The 13,465-nt window shown below is 72.3% G+C and carries 14 protein-coding genes; 10 read left to right on the forward strand and 4 right to left on the reverse strand.

Annotation, left to right across the window (positions count from 1 at the left end):
* The first annotated feature begins 31 nt into the window (after positions 1 to 31).
* The 4 genes from rsfS to OHA21_RS46170 are packed head-to-tail and all read left to right on the forward strand — an operon-like array spanning position 32 to position 2,326.
* Positions 32 to 421, forward strand: coding sequence for a ribosome silencing factor (gene rsfS, locus OHA21_RS46155; RefSeq protein ID WP_328466398.1), 390 nt, complete (start codon positions 32 to 34; stop codon positions 419 to 421).
* Positions 418 to 1,047, forward strand: a complete 630-nt coding sequence (locus OHA21_RS46160; RefSeq protein ID WP_328466400.1) for a histidine phosphatase family protein — start codon at positions 418 to 420, stop codon at positions 1,045 to 1,047. Before rsfS ends, OHA21_RS46160 begins: the two co-directional genes overlap by 4 nt.
* A gap of 35 nt (positions 1,048 to 1,082) precedes the next feature.
* Entirely contained in the window at positions 1,083 to 1,451 is a 369-nt protein-coding gene (locus OHA21_RS46165) for a hypothetical protein (RefSeq protein WP_328466402.1), read from the forward strand.
* A gap of 29 nt (positions 1,452 to 1,480) precedes the next feature.
* On the forward strand, positions 1,481 to 2,326 hold the full coding sequence (locus OHA21_RS46170; RefSeq protein ID WP_328466404.1) for a DegV family protein: 846 nt from the start codon (positions 1,481 to 1,483) through the stop codon (positions 2,324 to 2,326).
* On the opposite strand, the gene OHA21_RS46175 is transcribed toward OHA21_RS46170, so the two are convergent.
* Together OHA21_RS46175 and OHA21_RS46180 are read right to left on the reverse strand one after the other, a co-directional pair.
* On the reverse strand, positions 2,323 to 3,381 hold the full coding sequence (locus OHA21_RS46175; protein WP_328466406.1) for a hypothetical protein: 1,059 nt from the start codon (positions 3,379 to 3,381) through the stop codon (positions 2,323 to 2,325). The two genes, OHA21_RS46170 and OHA21_RS46175, sit on opposite strands and share 4 nt — an antisense overlap.
* 29 nt (positions 3,382 to 3,410) lie before the next feature.
* The gene (locus tag OHA21_RS46180) at positions 3,411 to 4,259 is read right to left on the reverse strand and encodes a putative protein N(5)-glutamine methyltransferase (RefSeq protein WP_328466408.1); all 849 of its coding nucleotides are present in this window, start codon (positions 4,257 to 4,259) and stop codon (positions 3,411 to 3,413) included.
* A 630-nt stretch (positions 4,260 to 4,889) separates the two neighbouring features.
* Here OHA21_RS46180 and OHA21_RS46185 point away from each other — a divergent pair.
* The 4 genes from OHA21_RS46185 to OHA21_RS46200 all read left to right on the forward strand — a co-directional run bounded on the left by OHA21_RS46185 (position 4,890) and on the right by OHA21_RS46200 (position 10,075).
* On the forward strand, positions 4,890 to 5,642 hold the full coding sequence (locus OHA21_RS46185; RefSeq protein WP_442875211.1) for a helix-hairpin-helix domain-containing protein: 753 nt from the start codon (positions 4,890 to 4,892) through the stop codon (positions 5,640 to 5,642).
* The gene (locus tag OHA21_RS46190; RefSeq protein ID WP_328466410.1) at positions 5,642 to 8,119 is read left to right on the forward strand and encodes a ComEC/Rec2 family competence protein; all 2,478 of its coding nucleotides are present in this window, start codon (positions 5,642 to 5,644) and stop codon (positions 8,117 to 8,119) included. The genes OHA21_RS46185 and OHA21_RS46190 overlap by 1 nt, the downstream gene beginning before the upstream one ends.
* Positions 8,120 to 8,357: 238 nt before the next feature.
* Positions 8,358 to 9,332, forward strand: a complete 975-nt coding sequence (gene holA, locus OHA21_RS46195; RefSeq protein ID WP_328466412.1) for a DNA polymerase III subunit delta — start codon at positions 8,358 to 8,360, stop codon at positions 9,330 to 9,332.
* Positions 9,329 to 10,075 (forward strand): hypothetical protein, encoded by a 747-nt coding sequence (locus OHA21_RS46200; RefSeq protein ID WP_328466414.1) that lies wholly within the window; start codon positions 9,329 to 9,331, stop codon positions 10,073 to 10,075. The genes holA and OHA21_RS46200 overlap by 4 nt, the downstream gene beginning before the upstream one ends.
* Positions 10,076 to 10,463: 388 nt before the next feature.
* On the opposite strand, the gene rpsT is transcribed toward OHA21_RS46200, so the two are convergent.
* Together rpsT and OHA21_RS46210 are read right to left on the reverse strand one after the other, a co-directional pair.
* Positions 10,464 to 10,730, reverse strand: a complete 267-nt coding sequence (rpsT, locus tag OHA21_RS46205; protein ID WP_196420515.1) for a 30S ribosomal protein S20 — start codon at positions 10,728 to 10,730, stop codon at positions 10,464 to 10,466.
* Positions 10,731 to 10,900: 170 nt separating this feature from the next.
* Positions 10,901 to 11,875: a phosphotransferase family protein gene (locus OHA21_RS46210; protein WP_328466421.1), complete on the reverse strand. Its 975-nt coding sequence runs from the start codon at positions 11,873 to 11,875 to the stop codon at positions 10,901 to 10,903.
* Between the two features lie 78 nt (positions 11,876 to 11,953).
* Between OHA21_RS46210 and OHA21_RS46215 the strand changes: the two genes are divergently transcribed.
* Positions 11,954 to 12,490: a DUF4240 domain-containing protein gene (locus OHA21_RS46215; RefSeq protein ID WP_328466423.1), complete on the forward strand. Its 537-nt coding sequence runs from the start codon at positions 11,954 to 11,956 to the stop codon at positions 12,488 to 12,490.
* A 57-nt stretch (positions 12,491 to 12,547) separates the two neighbouring features.
* On the forward strand, positions 12,548 to 13,372 hold the full coding sequence (locus OHA21_RS46220) for an MOSC domain-containing protein (RefSeq protein ID WP_328466425.1): 825 nt from the start codon (positions 12,548 to 12,550) through the stop codon (positions 13,370 to 13,372).
* The last annotated feature ends 93 nt before the right edge of the window (positions 13,373 to 13,465 follow it).

Genomic DNA, 13,465 nt, shown 5'->3' on the forward strand with positions numbered 1-13,465 from the left:
AAGTCCTGATAGTCGACTCGAGGGGACTCTTTTGCCCGTCACCGAACGCGCTCTGGAACTCGCGCTGACGGCCGCTCAGGCCGCCGCCGACAAGAAGGCGCAGGACATCTCCGTCATCGACGTCGCCGACCAGCTCTACATCACCGACGCGTTCGTCATCGCCTCGGCGTCGAACGAGCGTCAGGTGGTCGCGGTCGTGGACGCCATCGAGGAAGCTCTCGTCAACCTGCCGGAGAAGGCGAAGCCGGTGCGTCGCGAGGGTGAGCGGCAGGGCCGGTGGGTGCTGCTGGACTACGTCGACATCGTGGTGCACGTCCAGCACACCGAGGAGCGCGAGTTCTACGCCCTCGACAAGCTGTGGAAGGACTGCCCGATCATCCCGTTCGTGGACCGGGACATGGTCGAGGCCTCCGCAGAGTGACCCGGCTCATCGTCTGGCGGCACGGCAACACCGATTGGAACGCGGGGCGCCGGGTTCAGGGCCAGACCGACGTGCCGCTCAACGACCTGGGCCGGCGACAGGCCGCCGAGGCGGCGGAGCTGCTGATCCGGATGCGCCCGGACGCGATCGTCTCCAGCGACCTGCGCCGCGCCGCCGACACCGCCGCCGCGCTGGCCGGCCTGACCGGCCTCCCGGTCAGCACCGACGACCGGCTGCGGGAGCGCTACTTCGGCGCCTGGCAGGGCCTCACCATGGCCGAGGTGGCCGAGCAGCGACCCGACGAGCACGCCCGCTGGACGGCCGGCGAGGACGTCATCGGTGGCGACGTGGAGACCCTCGACGACCTGGGTAAACGGGTCTCCGAGGCGATCCAGGACGCGGCCGGGCTGGCACCCGGCGGCACGGTGGTCGTGGCGACCCACGGCGCGGCGGCACGGCAGGGCGTCGGGCATCTGCTCGGCTGGCCCCGCGAGCAGTTGCGTACGCTGCGGGCCCTGCAGAACTGTCACTGGGTCGAGCTGACCGACGACCCCGCGCGGGGCTGGCAGCTGGGGGCGTACAACGTGGGCGTCTTCGCCGATCGGCCCGTTCCCCCGCCGGTCTGAGGGAACCTCAGCCGATCGGGTAGCGTCCAAGAACCATGTTGATCCGTCGAAGCGTTGTCCCCGCCGCGCTGATCCTGGCCTTCGCGGCCGGCTGCGCGAACAACAACACCATCGACGCCGGCGCCCCCGCGCCGGCCCCATCCCCCTCCCTGAATGTCGTCGAGCCGGTCCCCTCCGGTGGCGGCACCACGATCACCGGCACCGTCACCGAGGGTGTGGAACCCGGCTGCCTGCTGCTCAAGACCACCGACGGCGAGCATCTGCTGATCTTCAAGGACGCGACGGTGAAGTCGTCCGTCAAGGCCGGCAGCGAGATCACGGTGGTCGGCAAGCCCGAGGCAGGCATGATGACCACCTGCATGCAGGGCGAGCCGTTCGTGGTCAGCTCGGTAGCCGCCAGCTGACGCACAACTTCATCAAGTACCTTGCCTGCATGACCATCGCGGTCGTGACCGACTCCACCGCGTACCTGCCGGGTGAGCTGAGCGGCACATATGACCTGACCATCGTGCCGCTCACCGTCGTCATCAACGGCTGGGACGGGCTGGAGGGCCTGGAGATCTCGCCCGCCGAGGTCGCCCGGGCGCTCGGCACACGCCGTGCCGCCGTCAGCACGTCCCGGCCGGCGCCCTCCCAGTTCGCCGCGGAGTACCGTCGGCTCCTCGACAACGGCGCCGACGGCGTGGTCTCGGTGCACCTGTCCGCCAAGCTCTCCGGCACCTTCGAGGCGGCCCAGCTGGCCGCCGCCGAGGTCGGCCCGCAAGTTCGGGTGGTGGACAGCGGGACAGCCGCGATGGGGCTGGGCTTCCCGGCGCTTGCCGCGGCCACGGCCGCAGCCCAAGGTCAAGACCTGGAGACGGTACGCCGTACCGCGGTCGAGAACGCCGAAAAAGTGAGCACCTTCTTCTACGTGGACACGCTCGAGTTCCTGCGCCGCGGCGGCCGGATCGGGGCGGCGTCGGCGCTGGTCGGCACCGCCCTCTCGGTCAAGCCGATCCTGCACGTGCTGGACGGCGCGGTCGTGGTCCGCGACAAGGTGCGGACCGCGGGGCGGGCGCTGACCCGGCTGGTCGACCTGGCGGTCGAGGCGGCCGGCGACGGCGAGGCGGACGTGGCCGTGCACCACCTGGGCACCCCGGACCGGGCGTCGGCGCTGGTCGACGCGATCAGCGTGCGGCTCGGCGACCGGCTGCGGGACTGCTACCTGACCGAGGTGGGCGCCGTGGTGGCCGCCCACACCGGTCCCGGACTGGCCGGCGTCGTGGTGCACCGCCGCTAGGGACGCTCGGGCCAGCCCTTCCCGTGCCAGCGGGCCGGGGACAGCTCCTCGGCCACGCTGAGGTGCGGCAGCAGGGCCGACCAGGCCAGCACCCGATCGCCCAACTGCACCTCGTCCGCCTCCGGGAGCAGGGCCGGCGCGTCGGTCGCCCACACCGCGCGGGTACGCCAGCCGTCCGCCGCCGAGCCGGTCAGCCGCAACGGGGCCAGCGGGAGCGTGGAGTTCTCGGCCTGACGGGCGTACTCGCCGATCGCCAGCACCCGTTCGGCCCGCTGGACCAGGCTGTGCAGCGGGTGGCCGGGCGGCGCGGAGTAGGGGACTGTGCAGCCCTGGTCGTCGCTGACGTACGCCATCGGGGTCAGGCCGCGCGCCGAACTCAGGTAGAACTCCTCGGCCTGGGCGAACAGGCCGGGCAGGTGGTCGCTGCCGTCCGCGGCGACCAGCAGGGTGCCGCGCTCCGGGGCGAACGCGACCGGGGTGCCGCCGACCTGCTCGGCGAGGCCGGCCAGCCAGTTCGCCAGCAGCAGGTGCGAGGTCCAGTACGCGTCGCCGTCGTCGACGAAGCGGACGACGGTCGGGCCGGAGGCGACCCCGCGAAGGACGGCGCCGGAGAGATTCGAGCGGGCGGTGGCGAAGATCAGGTCGGCGGAGACGTGCCAGTCGAGGAATTGGGCCGGAGTCACGTACGTCATCGTGTCCGGCTGATCGACCACCACGAACTCGGACAGAAAAGGCAAGGTGGGGCGGCGCAGCGGCGCGCCCGGCGCGGCGCCGCGCAGCACCGGGCGCAGCAGCGGCGCGGCCTCCTGCCACTCGGCCGGCATGCCGGGGGTACGCAGCAGGCCGCCCACGAAATCGTCCAGTTCACGGCGCTTGGCCCGCCGGACCAGCAGCGGCTCGAGCTGCAGAATCGTCGGCTCGACGTCGCCGGCGGCAGTGAACCGGATCTCGAACGCCCGGGAGTGGTAGCGCGCGCCGGTGACACCCGCCCGGCGTAGCCGCCGGATCACCCGGGCGGCGAGCCGGGCCCGGGCGATCCTCCGAATGAGGCCCACGACGCCTGTCCTCTCCTGCCTCGCCGTCCCTATCGCCGCCGGTCCGGGCGGGCGATGATCGCACGGGCGTCGAGATCATCGTCGGTGGCGACGGTGGCCGTCAATCCGTTCTCAAGGGCGATCTCGATGGCCGTTCCGGTCTGCGCTTCGGTGATCTCCGAGATCAGAGTGCCGTGCGGGGTCAACCAGCTTCGGGCTTCGGCCGCGACCGAGCGGAAGACGGCCAGGCCGTCGTCGCCGCCGTCCAGGGCGATGCGGGGTTCGTGGTCGCGGGCCTCGGCCGGGAGGAAAGGGATGTGGCTGGTCGCGACGTAGGGGACGTTGGCGAGGAGCACATCTATCCGGCCGCGCAGGTCGGCGGGGAGGGCGGTGAAGAGGTCGCCCTGATGGACGTTGCTGCCGAGGTTCTCGCGGGCGCAGGCTACGGCTACGGGGTCCAGATCGGCGGCGTGCAGGGTGATGCCGGGCCTGCGGTGCCGGACGGCCAGCCCCAGGGCGCCGGAGCCACAGCAGAGATCCACGACTACTTCCTCTTCCTCTGCTTGCTCCGTGCCTCGGCTGGCCTCTTCCTCCGTGCCTCGGCGGGCCTTATTCTCTGTGCCTCGGCCGGCTTCGACGGCCAGTTGGACCAGTAGCTCGCTGCGGACCCGGGGGACGAAGACGCCGGGGCGGAGCCGGACCCGGACGCCGCAGAAATCGGCATAGCCGACGACCTGTTCGAGGGGCTCGCCCGCGGCCCGGCGCTCGACCAGAGCGGCCAGCGCGGCGTCGTCGTGGCCGGATGCCTCGCGCAGCACCTCCGCCTCTTCCTCGGCGAACACGCAGCCTGCCGCCCGCAGCCGGTGAACGGCCGCGGCGACGGCATCGGTCGTAGTCACAGGCACAGTCCTTAGCACAGAAACGAAAGATCGTGATGGTCGTCCACAATGCCGCGCTGTCCACAGGGGTCCCGGCGGCGAGGCGGCAGAGTTCCTACTTTCTGGAGTGTGCGAGAGGCGAAGGATAGCGGTGACATCGTCGAAGCGCGGCTGCGGGCGGTGCTCCCACCGGCCGGGCCCGCGGCGGACGACGGACCCCTCGACTGGGCGGACATCATCCCCGGCTGGTCCGCGGAGGAGGAACCGGATCACCCTTTCGGGAGGCCGCCCGCCGGTGGCGTGGGTACCGCGCGCGGCGGCGTCTCCGCTTCCTCATCGGTTCCCTCCGCGGCCGACCCGAACCGTCCCGGCTTCGCCGACTTCTGGCCCGGTCCGGGTTCGGCGCCGCCCTCTGATCCCTCGCCGGGCCGCGCCGCCACACCGTCCTACCCGTGGGATCCACCTGCGCCGCGCGGCCTTTCCGGCGCCCAGCCCGCTGTTCTGCGCGTCCCGTCTCCTGAGCCGGGCGTGCTGAGCGGTCCTGCTCCTGACGCCGGCCTCCTGCCGGGGCCGGGTGTGCTGAGCGGCCCTCCCGATGCTGGGCCCTCTTTTCAGCCGGGCGTGTTGAGCGGCCCGTCTTCTGAGCCGGACATCTCGCCCGGTCCCTTTCCTGAGCCGGGCCTTCTGCCTGAGTCCTCTCCCGCTCCCGCCCCCGAGCCGGGTTCCCTGCGGGGCGCCTCTCCCGAGCTGGGTGGCGGGGCATTCGGTGGCGAGGGGAAGCGAGCCTGGCTGCATGCCTTCGACCCTGGGCGGCCCGGTGTCCGCGCCTTGGCGGCGGTTGCCGTGGCCGTGGTTCTCATCGCGGCGTTCCTGGCTTGGCGGTCGCGGCCGCGGGTGGATCAGGTCGCCCCCGCCTTCGAGACGACCATGAGCGCCTCTGCGGGACCGCCCGCGGGACCGGGAGCGGGAGAGGTGGTGGTCGCCGTAGGCGGGAAGGTCCGCAAGCCCGGCCTGGTCCGCCTCCCGGCCGGCGCACGGGTCGCCGACGCGCTGACCGCGGCCGGCGGCGCCGAACCCGGCGTCGACGTGGCGATGCTGAACCTTGCCCGCCGGGTGACCGACGGCGAGCTCATCATGGTGGGCGTATCGGCCGCACCAGGCGCCGCCGTTCCCGGGGCGGGCGTGCCCGGCGCCGCGCCCGGGGCACCCGGCGGCCTGATCAACCTGAACATGGCCACCCTCTCCGACCTCGATTCCCTGCCCGGCGTGGGACCGGTGCTGGCCCAGCGGATCCTGGATGCCCGGGACGCCCAGGGCGGCTTCCGCGCGGTGGCCGATCTCCGCAAGGTCGACGGCATCGGCGACGCCCGGTATGAGCAGCTCAAAGACCTGGTCACGGTCTGATGAGCCGATCCGATCAGAAGCGCCCCGAGCGCCCCGACCGCCCCGGCGGGCTCGACCGGGCCGGCCCTGCCGGCCGCGCCGACCGTCGCGTGCCGGACCTGCGGTTGGCCGGCTTCACCGTTGGAGCCTGGCTCTCCGCCCTGGCCGCACTGCACCTCTCCGCCGGCGTCGGCATCATGCTCGGCGGCATCGCCCTGGCCATCGCCGTCGCGCTCCTGCTACCTCGACTTCGCCGGGCCTCCTTGCGGCCGGCTACCGGACGTGCGCGGCGCGGCAGCGGGCGGGTCCCGGGTTGGCTTCGCTCGGCGGCGGTGCGGTGGATCGGGATCGCGGTCGCGCTCGGTGCCGGCTGCGGGGCCATCGCCACCGCGGCCCGGGTGTCGGTTCGGGAGGCTGATGCGCTGGTCTCGCTCGTGCAGGCCGGTGAGCCGGTCGACGTCGAGGTGATCGTCCGGGACGATCCGCGGCTGTTGCCCCGCTCGGCCGGGCCGCCCACTTATCTGGTCGCCGTCGAGTTGCGTACCGTGCGGGCTGAAGACCAGCCGCCGGTGCGGCTGTCGGCCCGGGCGCTGGTGCTCGGCTCGGACCCGGGCTGGCGCGGGCTGCTGCCGGGCCAGCGGGTGACCACCACCGGCCGTCTCTCGCCGCCGCGACCCGGTGATCTGCGGGCGGCGGTGATCTCGGCGCGGAAGCCGCCGGTCCTGATTGGGCGATCGTCGTGGGCACAGCGGGCCGCCGGGGTGCTGCGCGACGGCCTGCAGATAGCGTGCGAACCGTTGCCGGACGAGTCCGGTGGTCTCCTGCCCGGGCTCGTGGTCGGTGACACCAGCCGGCTGGACCCGGCGCTGGAGGAGGACTTCCGCACCACCGGGATGACGCATTTAACGGCGGTAAGCGGTACAAATGTGGCGATCGTGGTCGGTGTCGTGCTCTTCGTGGTGCGCCGAGTCCGGGCCGGACCGGTGCTCGCCGCCTGCGTGTGCGCCGTCGCGCTGGCCGGTTTCGTCATCCTGGCCCGGCCGTCGCCGAGCGTGGTGCGGGCCGCCGCGATGGGCGCCATCGGGCTGCTGGGACTCGCTACCGACCGGCCTCGGGCGGCTGTTCCGGCGCTGGCCGCGGGCGCTGCCGTACTGATCGTCGCGGACCCGGAACTCGCCGCCGATCCCGGCTTCGCTCTGTCGGTGCTGGCGACGTCCGGGCTGTTGCTGCTCGCACCGGCCTGGCGGGACGGGCTGCGGCGGCGAGGTTGTCCGCCCGGTGTCGCCGAGGCGCTGGCGGTGCCGGCCGCGGCCCAGGTGGCCTGTGGCCCGGTGGTCGCCGCGCTGTCCGGGACGATCAGCCTCGTCTCGGTGCCCGCCAACCTGGTCGCGGTTCCGGCGATCGCCCCGGCCACGCTCCTCGGTGTTGGAGCGGCGGTGGTTTCACCGGTGTGGCCGGCCGGTGCCGGGTTCCTGGCGTGGCTCGGTCACTGGCCGACCGAATGGCTGGTTCTCGTCGCGCACACCGGAGCACGCGTGCCGGCCGGCGCGGTGCCCTGGCCTGGCGGGGCGGTCGGCGGGTTGCTGCTGGCGGCGCTCACCGTGGCGTTTCTGGTGGCGGCGCGACGCGTACTCGTACGCCGATTGGCAACCATCGTCGCGCTGGGCGCGATGCTCGGAGCGCTCCCCGTGCGGATCCTCGCGTCCGGGTGGCCGCCGCCGGGCTGGCTGGTGATCGCCTGCGCGGTCGGTCAGGGTGACGCCGTCGTGCTGCCTGCCGGAGCGGGCCGGGCGGTGGTCGTCGACGCCGGGCCGGAACCGAACGCGGTCGACCAGTGCCTGCGGCGCCTCGACATCCGCCAGGTGGTGTTGCTCGCGGTCAGCCACTTCCACGCCGACCACATCGGCGGGGTCACCGGTGTGTTCAGGGGGCGGCAGGTGGCCGCGGTGATCGGGCCCGACTGGCCGGAACCGGCGGGTGGCCGGGCGGATGTGGAACGGGCGGCGGCCCGGGCCGGGATTCCGTTGCGGGCGGTGGGGCCGGGATGGGCGTACGAGGTGGGTGGATTGCGGGTGGAGGTGCTCGGCCCGATCGAGCCGATGCGGGGCACCAACTCCGACCCGAACAACAACTCGCTGATCCTGCGGGCGACGATCAGTGGCCGGAGCGTCCTGTTACCGGGTGACGCGGAGACCGAGGAGCAGGACGATCTGGTCCGCAATCTGGGCGTCGACGGGCTGCGGGCGGACGTGTTGAAGGTGGCGCACCACGGCAGCGCGTTGCAGGCGCCCGACATGCTCGACGCGGTGGACCCGGCGGTCGCCCTCGTGTCGGTGGGCCTGGACAACGACTACGGGCATCCGAACCCGGCGGTGCTGGGCAGGTTGGCTCGGGGCGGGGCGCGGATCCTGCGTACCGATGAGTCGGGTGACGTGGCTGCCGTGATCGCGGGGGAGGGTCTGGCGGTTGCCGCTCGCGGCGATCCGCCGCCGAAGTAGGGCCCGACACGCCCGAGTGAGGGGCGTAGCGAATCGGACAATTGGCGCGACTCTTCTCATCGCGGAGCGGCGATGAGGTAGTGGGGTTCGGTCGGCGTCGGGCCTGAGCAAACGACTCTACGGCCGAGGTCGCCTCCGCGGCTGGAGATATGTCGGGTTTCGCATTCGGTGATCGGCATCCATGCGCGAAGGAGTGAGCCGCGCGGACTTGTCGGTGCACCGTGCGACGATATTGCCCGTGAACTCCGTGCCACCCGCCTCCTTGCTGCTCGTTCAAGGCGATGAGGAGCTGCTCGCCGCCCGCGCCGTCGCCGCGGCCGTCGAAGCTGCCCGGGCGGCCGACCCCGGCGCCGACGTCCGGGAGTATGAGGCGGGGGCGCTCTCGGCCGGCGAGGTGGCCGAGATGCTGAGCCCGTCGCTCTTCGGCGGCCAGCGGGTGCTGGTGATCCGAAGCGGTCAGGACGCGCGCAAGGACCTCATCGCGGCGCTGCTGGCCTATGCGAAGAATCCCGACCCCGAGGTCACCCTGATCGTCACGCACCTCGGTGGAGCCAAGGGCAAGGCGTTCGCCGACGGTCTGCGTGCGGCCGGGGCCACCGTCGTTCCGGCCATGAAGCTCAAGAATGATCGTGAGCGGGTCGCCTTCGTGCGCGACGAGTTCCGCCGCAACGGCGCCCGGTGCGACGAGGCCGCCGCGTCCGCGCTCCTGGCCGCGGTCGGCAACGACCTGCGCGAGATCGCCGCGGCCTGTTCGCAGCTGCTCGCCGACACCGACGGCAAGATCAACGAGGCGGTCGTGGCCCGCTACTACAAGGGGCGGGCCGAGGTCAGCGGCTTCACGGTGGCCGACGCGGCGATCGTCGGCGACCTGCCCGGGGCGCTGGAGGCGCTGCGCTGGGCGTTGCACGTGGGCGTCGACCCGGTGCCCATCGCGGACGCTATTGCCGACGGCGTGCGTACCGTGGCGCGGGTCGCCTCGGCCGGACGCGGCAATCCCTACCAGCTCGCGAGCACCCTCGGCATGCCGGCTTGGAAGATCCAGCGGGCCCAGGAGCGCAGCCGCGGCTGGACGCCGGAGGGCCTGATCGACGCGATGCGGGCCGCGGCTGACTGCAACGCGGCCGTCAAGGGCGGCGCCGAGGACCGGGGATATGCGCTGGAGCAGGCGGTCTTCGCGGTGGCGGCGGCCCGGCGGGACGGCGGTGCCCGTTGACGCGTACGGTTCGGTCGCGCCGCGCTGAGTCAGCTCCGCAGCCCCTCTACGCCCGGATGTTGCGGCTGCGGCACCTCGCGCCCAGCGGCCTGCTCTGCTTCGTCTTCCTCGAGGGCGCGGTGGTCCTCGGGATCCTTCTGGCCCTGGCCGAGCTGGTCAGCTGGTGGGGCGTCGTCGTTTTGCCGGTGGCAGTGGCGCTGATGGTCAAGTTCAACGACCTGGTCGCCGGCACGTTCGTCCAGTCGCAGGCGGCGGTCAAGCCGGCCGCGGCGCGGGCTTCGGTGCTGCGGCCTGCGACGATGCCCGCTGCCGGGCCGAGTGTTTACGGGTCCGGCGTTGCGGGCGGGCATTCCGCCGCGGCCTCCCGGTCATTCCACAACGAGCCGGGTGCGGCTGGGCAGGCATCAGAAGATCCGAATCGGTACGGGGTGAGCGCACCGATCGACTGGCGCAGTACTGGATATGCGAATGCCGGATTCCGGTCGGCGGACCCGGCGGCCGGCGCTCCGGAGCACCCGGGTGCGGTGAACGGGCCGGGCGGCGGCGCGGGGCCTGATCGGTCCGGTGCGATGCCGGTGTCTGGTTATGCGCGGTCTGGGTCTGTCCACGGTCAGAGTGACGGTGCTGACAATCCGGCGGCCCGGAATGTCCCGGGTGGTGTGCCGGTCCGGCGAGCCTGGGCCGAGCAACTGGATGTGCGCCAGCAGATAGCCCGCCAGTCGGCTGTCCGCCGCTACGAGTAGTTCGCCGGCGAACGACGGTTTTCCATACTCGCCGTCGGCTTTCAGCGGCGGGCCGGCATGTTCCCCAGGCATCGCCTGTCGCCGGTCTCGGGGCCGGGATGATTGCGGGCCTGTCGCCGGCGTCGGTGAGGTGTCGCGGGCCACTTGGCTCTCAGCCCTCGGCTCTCAGCCCTCGGCCCTCGGCCGGGCATTGGACACAGGCCTTGCGAGGGCGCGGGACACCTGCGCTGATTAGGCGGCCTTCAGCAGCCGTCCACGGAAACGGGCACCGCCACAGACCCGAAGGTCCTGCGGTGCCCGATTTCACAAAAGCCTTTGTCCGCCGGCTGAGGCGAACGTTGTCAGCGGCCGCGTCCATGCGGCCGTGACCCGATCCGTAGCGAACGGATCAGGCAGACAGCGAGGCGATCTTCTTGGCGATGGCCGACTTGCGGTTGGCCGCCTGGTTCTTGTGGATGACGCCCTTGCTGACAGCCTTGTCCAGCTGACGCGAAGCGTCACGCAGCAGCGCGGTGGCCGTCTCGGTGTTGCCGGCGTCGCTCGCCTCGTGAAGCTTGCGAATCACGGTCTTCAGCGACGACTTGACCGACTTGTTGCGCAGACGGGCCTTCTCGTTCTGCCGGTTGCGCTTGATCTGGGACTTGATGTTCGCCACGCGACAGCCTTGTCCTGACTAGGTTCGGAAATGGTCTCAAGCGGTGGTCGCGACGGTCGCCTGTCCCGGCTGGGAGCCGGTGCAGCCGACAGAAACGTGTCACCACACGCGATGAGCCAGACTACCAGCACCCCTACGAGCCGCCAAAACGGCTCCGGCGGCCGGCCGGCTCACCGGTTCCAGGCTCGGCGTTCGGCGAGCCAGGCCAGGGCCTGTTCACCGCTGAACCTCTGGTGCTGCCGGCTGTGCGGTGACGCACTGCTCGGCCCGTCCGACGCGCGCACCAGCCAGTACCCGGCGAGCGCCGCCAGCGCGCCGTCCACCCCGTCCTCTGGCGGATGCCATCTGCGGAGGTGGGCGTCGACGTCCAGTCCACTGGCGTACGCGCTGATCAACAGGGTCACCGTGTCGTACCAGGGGGCGCCGAGGCAGGGCCAGGTCCAGTCGCACAGCCAGGCCTTGCCGGTCCCGTCGATGAGCACGTTGTCGACCCGCAGGTCGCCGTGGCACATCCCCGAACCACCGGCTTTCGGCGGCAGACGGCGTTCCAGGTCGGCGAGCTCGGCCAGCCGGTCCGGAGCGACGGTGCCGTACGCGGTCACCGGCATCGGCTCCCGGCCCGCCTCGATCAGCGACCACCAGGACATCTCGGCGCGCAGGATGTCCGGCAGGGCGGGCAGCCCGACGGCGAGCAGTTCGGGCGTGGGCTCGGCCAGCGCCCAGGAGGCCTCCGACCAGGCGGAGAGCGCGGCGTCCAGGTCCTCCGGGGTCCAGGGCAGTGCCGGGATGCGGCCGTCGATCGTCTCCAGGCACAGGATGAACCATCCGGCCTCGACGAGCGTCCAGCTGGGCCGGGCGGCGTTGACCCCGTCGGGGAGCGCTGAGGTGATGGCGTGCTCTCGCGCGTACCAATCGGAAATCGGCTCCCGCAACGGCGCCGCCTTGACGAACGCGCTGGTGCCGGCCGCGGTGGTGAGCACCGCGGCGAAGGCGCGGGTGAAGCCGCCGCCTGCGCTGCGCGCGGCGGTGACAGGCGCGCCGAGCTGGGCTTCGATCGCACGGCGCACACGTTTCGGAAGATCAGACCAACCGGGGCGTACGGCGGTCGCGTCGTACGGTACGTCGGGCAACGAGATCGGCCGCATGTCCCCATCCTGTCGCCGGCGGAATTGTCGTACCCCACTGGGAGGATCGCAACAACGCCCACTGGGAGGATCGCAGCCATGAGAACCGACGATTTCTGGGCGGTCATCGACCGCGCGACCGTGGACCGGCCTGCCTCGCCCGCCGAGGTGGCTGAGCGGGCCGTGGCCGACCTGGCCTCGCGCGATCCGGAGGAGATCGTCGCCTGGGGCCGGCACCTCGACAAGGTGCTCGCCGCGTCCGGCACGGAGGATCTGTGGGCCGCGGCCTACCTGATCAACGGGGGCTGCTCCGAGGAGGGCTTCGACAGTTTCCGCGGCTGGCTGGTCGCGCACGGGCGGGCCGCGGTCGCCGGGGCGGTGCGCTCGCCCGATGTGCTCGCCGAGATGCCCGCGGTGCGGGCGGCCGCCGATACCGGCGCGGTCTTCGAGGCCGAGGAGGTGCTGACCATCGCCGACCGGGCCTACGAGAAGGCGACCGGTGAGCCGCTGCCACCCGTGCCTGACCGGCCACGCACCCGGCCCGAGGCCGCTGACCTCTGGGACTTCGACAACGAGGAGGAGATGCACCGCCGGTTGCCGCGGCTGGCCGCCCTCTTCCTGGAGCCACCGGACTGACCGGATCGCGAGAAACGGCGTCGATGGCGGTGGTGGAGGTCGCGCAGACTCGGCCGCATGAGTGTTTCGGGGACGGTCACCGCGGTCAGCCGTAACGGCGGCTACTCGTTCACCAAGCCGAACCGGGAGGAGATCGTCCTGGTCGCGGGCATCGGCGTGGAGGGCGACACCCATGCGGGCGTGCTGGTCCGGCACCGTGGACGGGTGGCGGCGGATCCCACCCAGCCGAACCTGCGGCAGGTGCACTTGATCCACGCGGAGTTGTTCGAGGAGGTGGCCGGCAAGGGCTACGAGGTCCCTCCGGGCGGGCTCGGGGAGAACGTCACCACCAGCGGAATCGACCTGCTGGGGCTGCCGCGCGGCACGATCCTGCGCTTCGGCGAGCCAGACGCGCCGGGCGCGAGCGCGGGCGTTCGCGCCCCGGTAGACGCCGGCGGTCGCGGCGTGGCGGATGGTGGCGGTCGCGGCGTGGCAGATGGTGGCGGTCGCGGGGTGGCAGATGGTGGCGCAGGCGGGGCGGAGCTGGATGCCGGTGTCCTGGGGCATCCCGTTGCTGCGGTTCTTGCGGCGGCGCGGGCGGCGACTCTGGATGACGAGACGGCGCGGGCCGCGGAGGCGGTGCGGGCGGCTGTCGAGCGGGATGCCGCTGGTGGGGATCCGAGGCCGGCGATCGTGGTGGCCGGGCTGCGTAATCCGTGTGTGCAGATCAACGGGTACCGGTCCGGGCTGTTGAAGGAGGTGGTCGGTCGTGACCAGGACGGCAACCTTGTGCGCAAGGCGGGCGTGATGGCCGTTGTGCTGCGGGGCGGGCCGGTTCGTCCCGGTGATCCGGTCACGGTCGAGCTGCCGCCGAGCCCGCACGGGCCGCTGGAACGGGTGTGATCGGACCGTCCCGCGCGGGCGTGGGACGATAGGAGGCGCCGGCTTGGCCGCCGGTGGTCGCCGGCCCCACCCGGGCCGGGTGGAAGCCGGCCT

Source organism: Actinoplanes sp. NBC_00393 (assembly GCF_036053395.1).
GTDB lineage: Bacteria > Actinomycetota > Actinomycetes > Mycobacteriales > Micromonosporaceae > Actinoplanes.

Coding starts and splice junctions, on each gene's coding strand:
- OHA21_RS46165 (WP_328466402.1), top strand. CDS start 1,083: ATGTTGATCCGTCGAAGCGTTGTCCCCGCCGCGCTGATCCTGGCCTTC.
- OHA21_RS46170 (WP_328466404.1), top strand. CDS start 1,481: ATGACCATCGCGGTCGTGACCGACTCCACCGCGTACCTGCCGGGTGAG.
- OHA21_RS46190 (WP_328466410.1), top strand. CDS start 5,642: ATGAGCCGATCCGATCAGAAGCGCCCCGAGCGCCCCGACCGCCCCGGC.
- OHA21_RS46210 (WP_328466421.1), bottom strand. CDS start 11,875: ATGCGGCCGATCTCGTTGCCCGACGTACCGTACGACGCGACCGCCGTA.
- OHA21_RS46215 (WP_328466423.1), top strand. CDS start 11,954: ATGAGAACCGACGATTTCTGGGCGGTCATCGACCGCGCGACCGTGGAC.
- OHA21_RS46220 (WP_328466425.1), top strand. CDS start 12,548: ATGAGTGTTTCGGGGACGGTCACCGCGGTCAGCCGTAACGGCGGCTAC.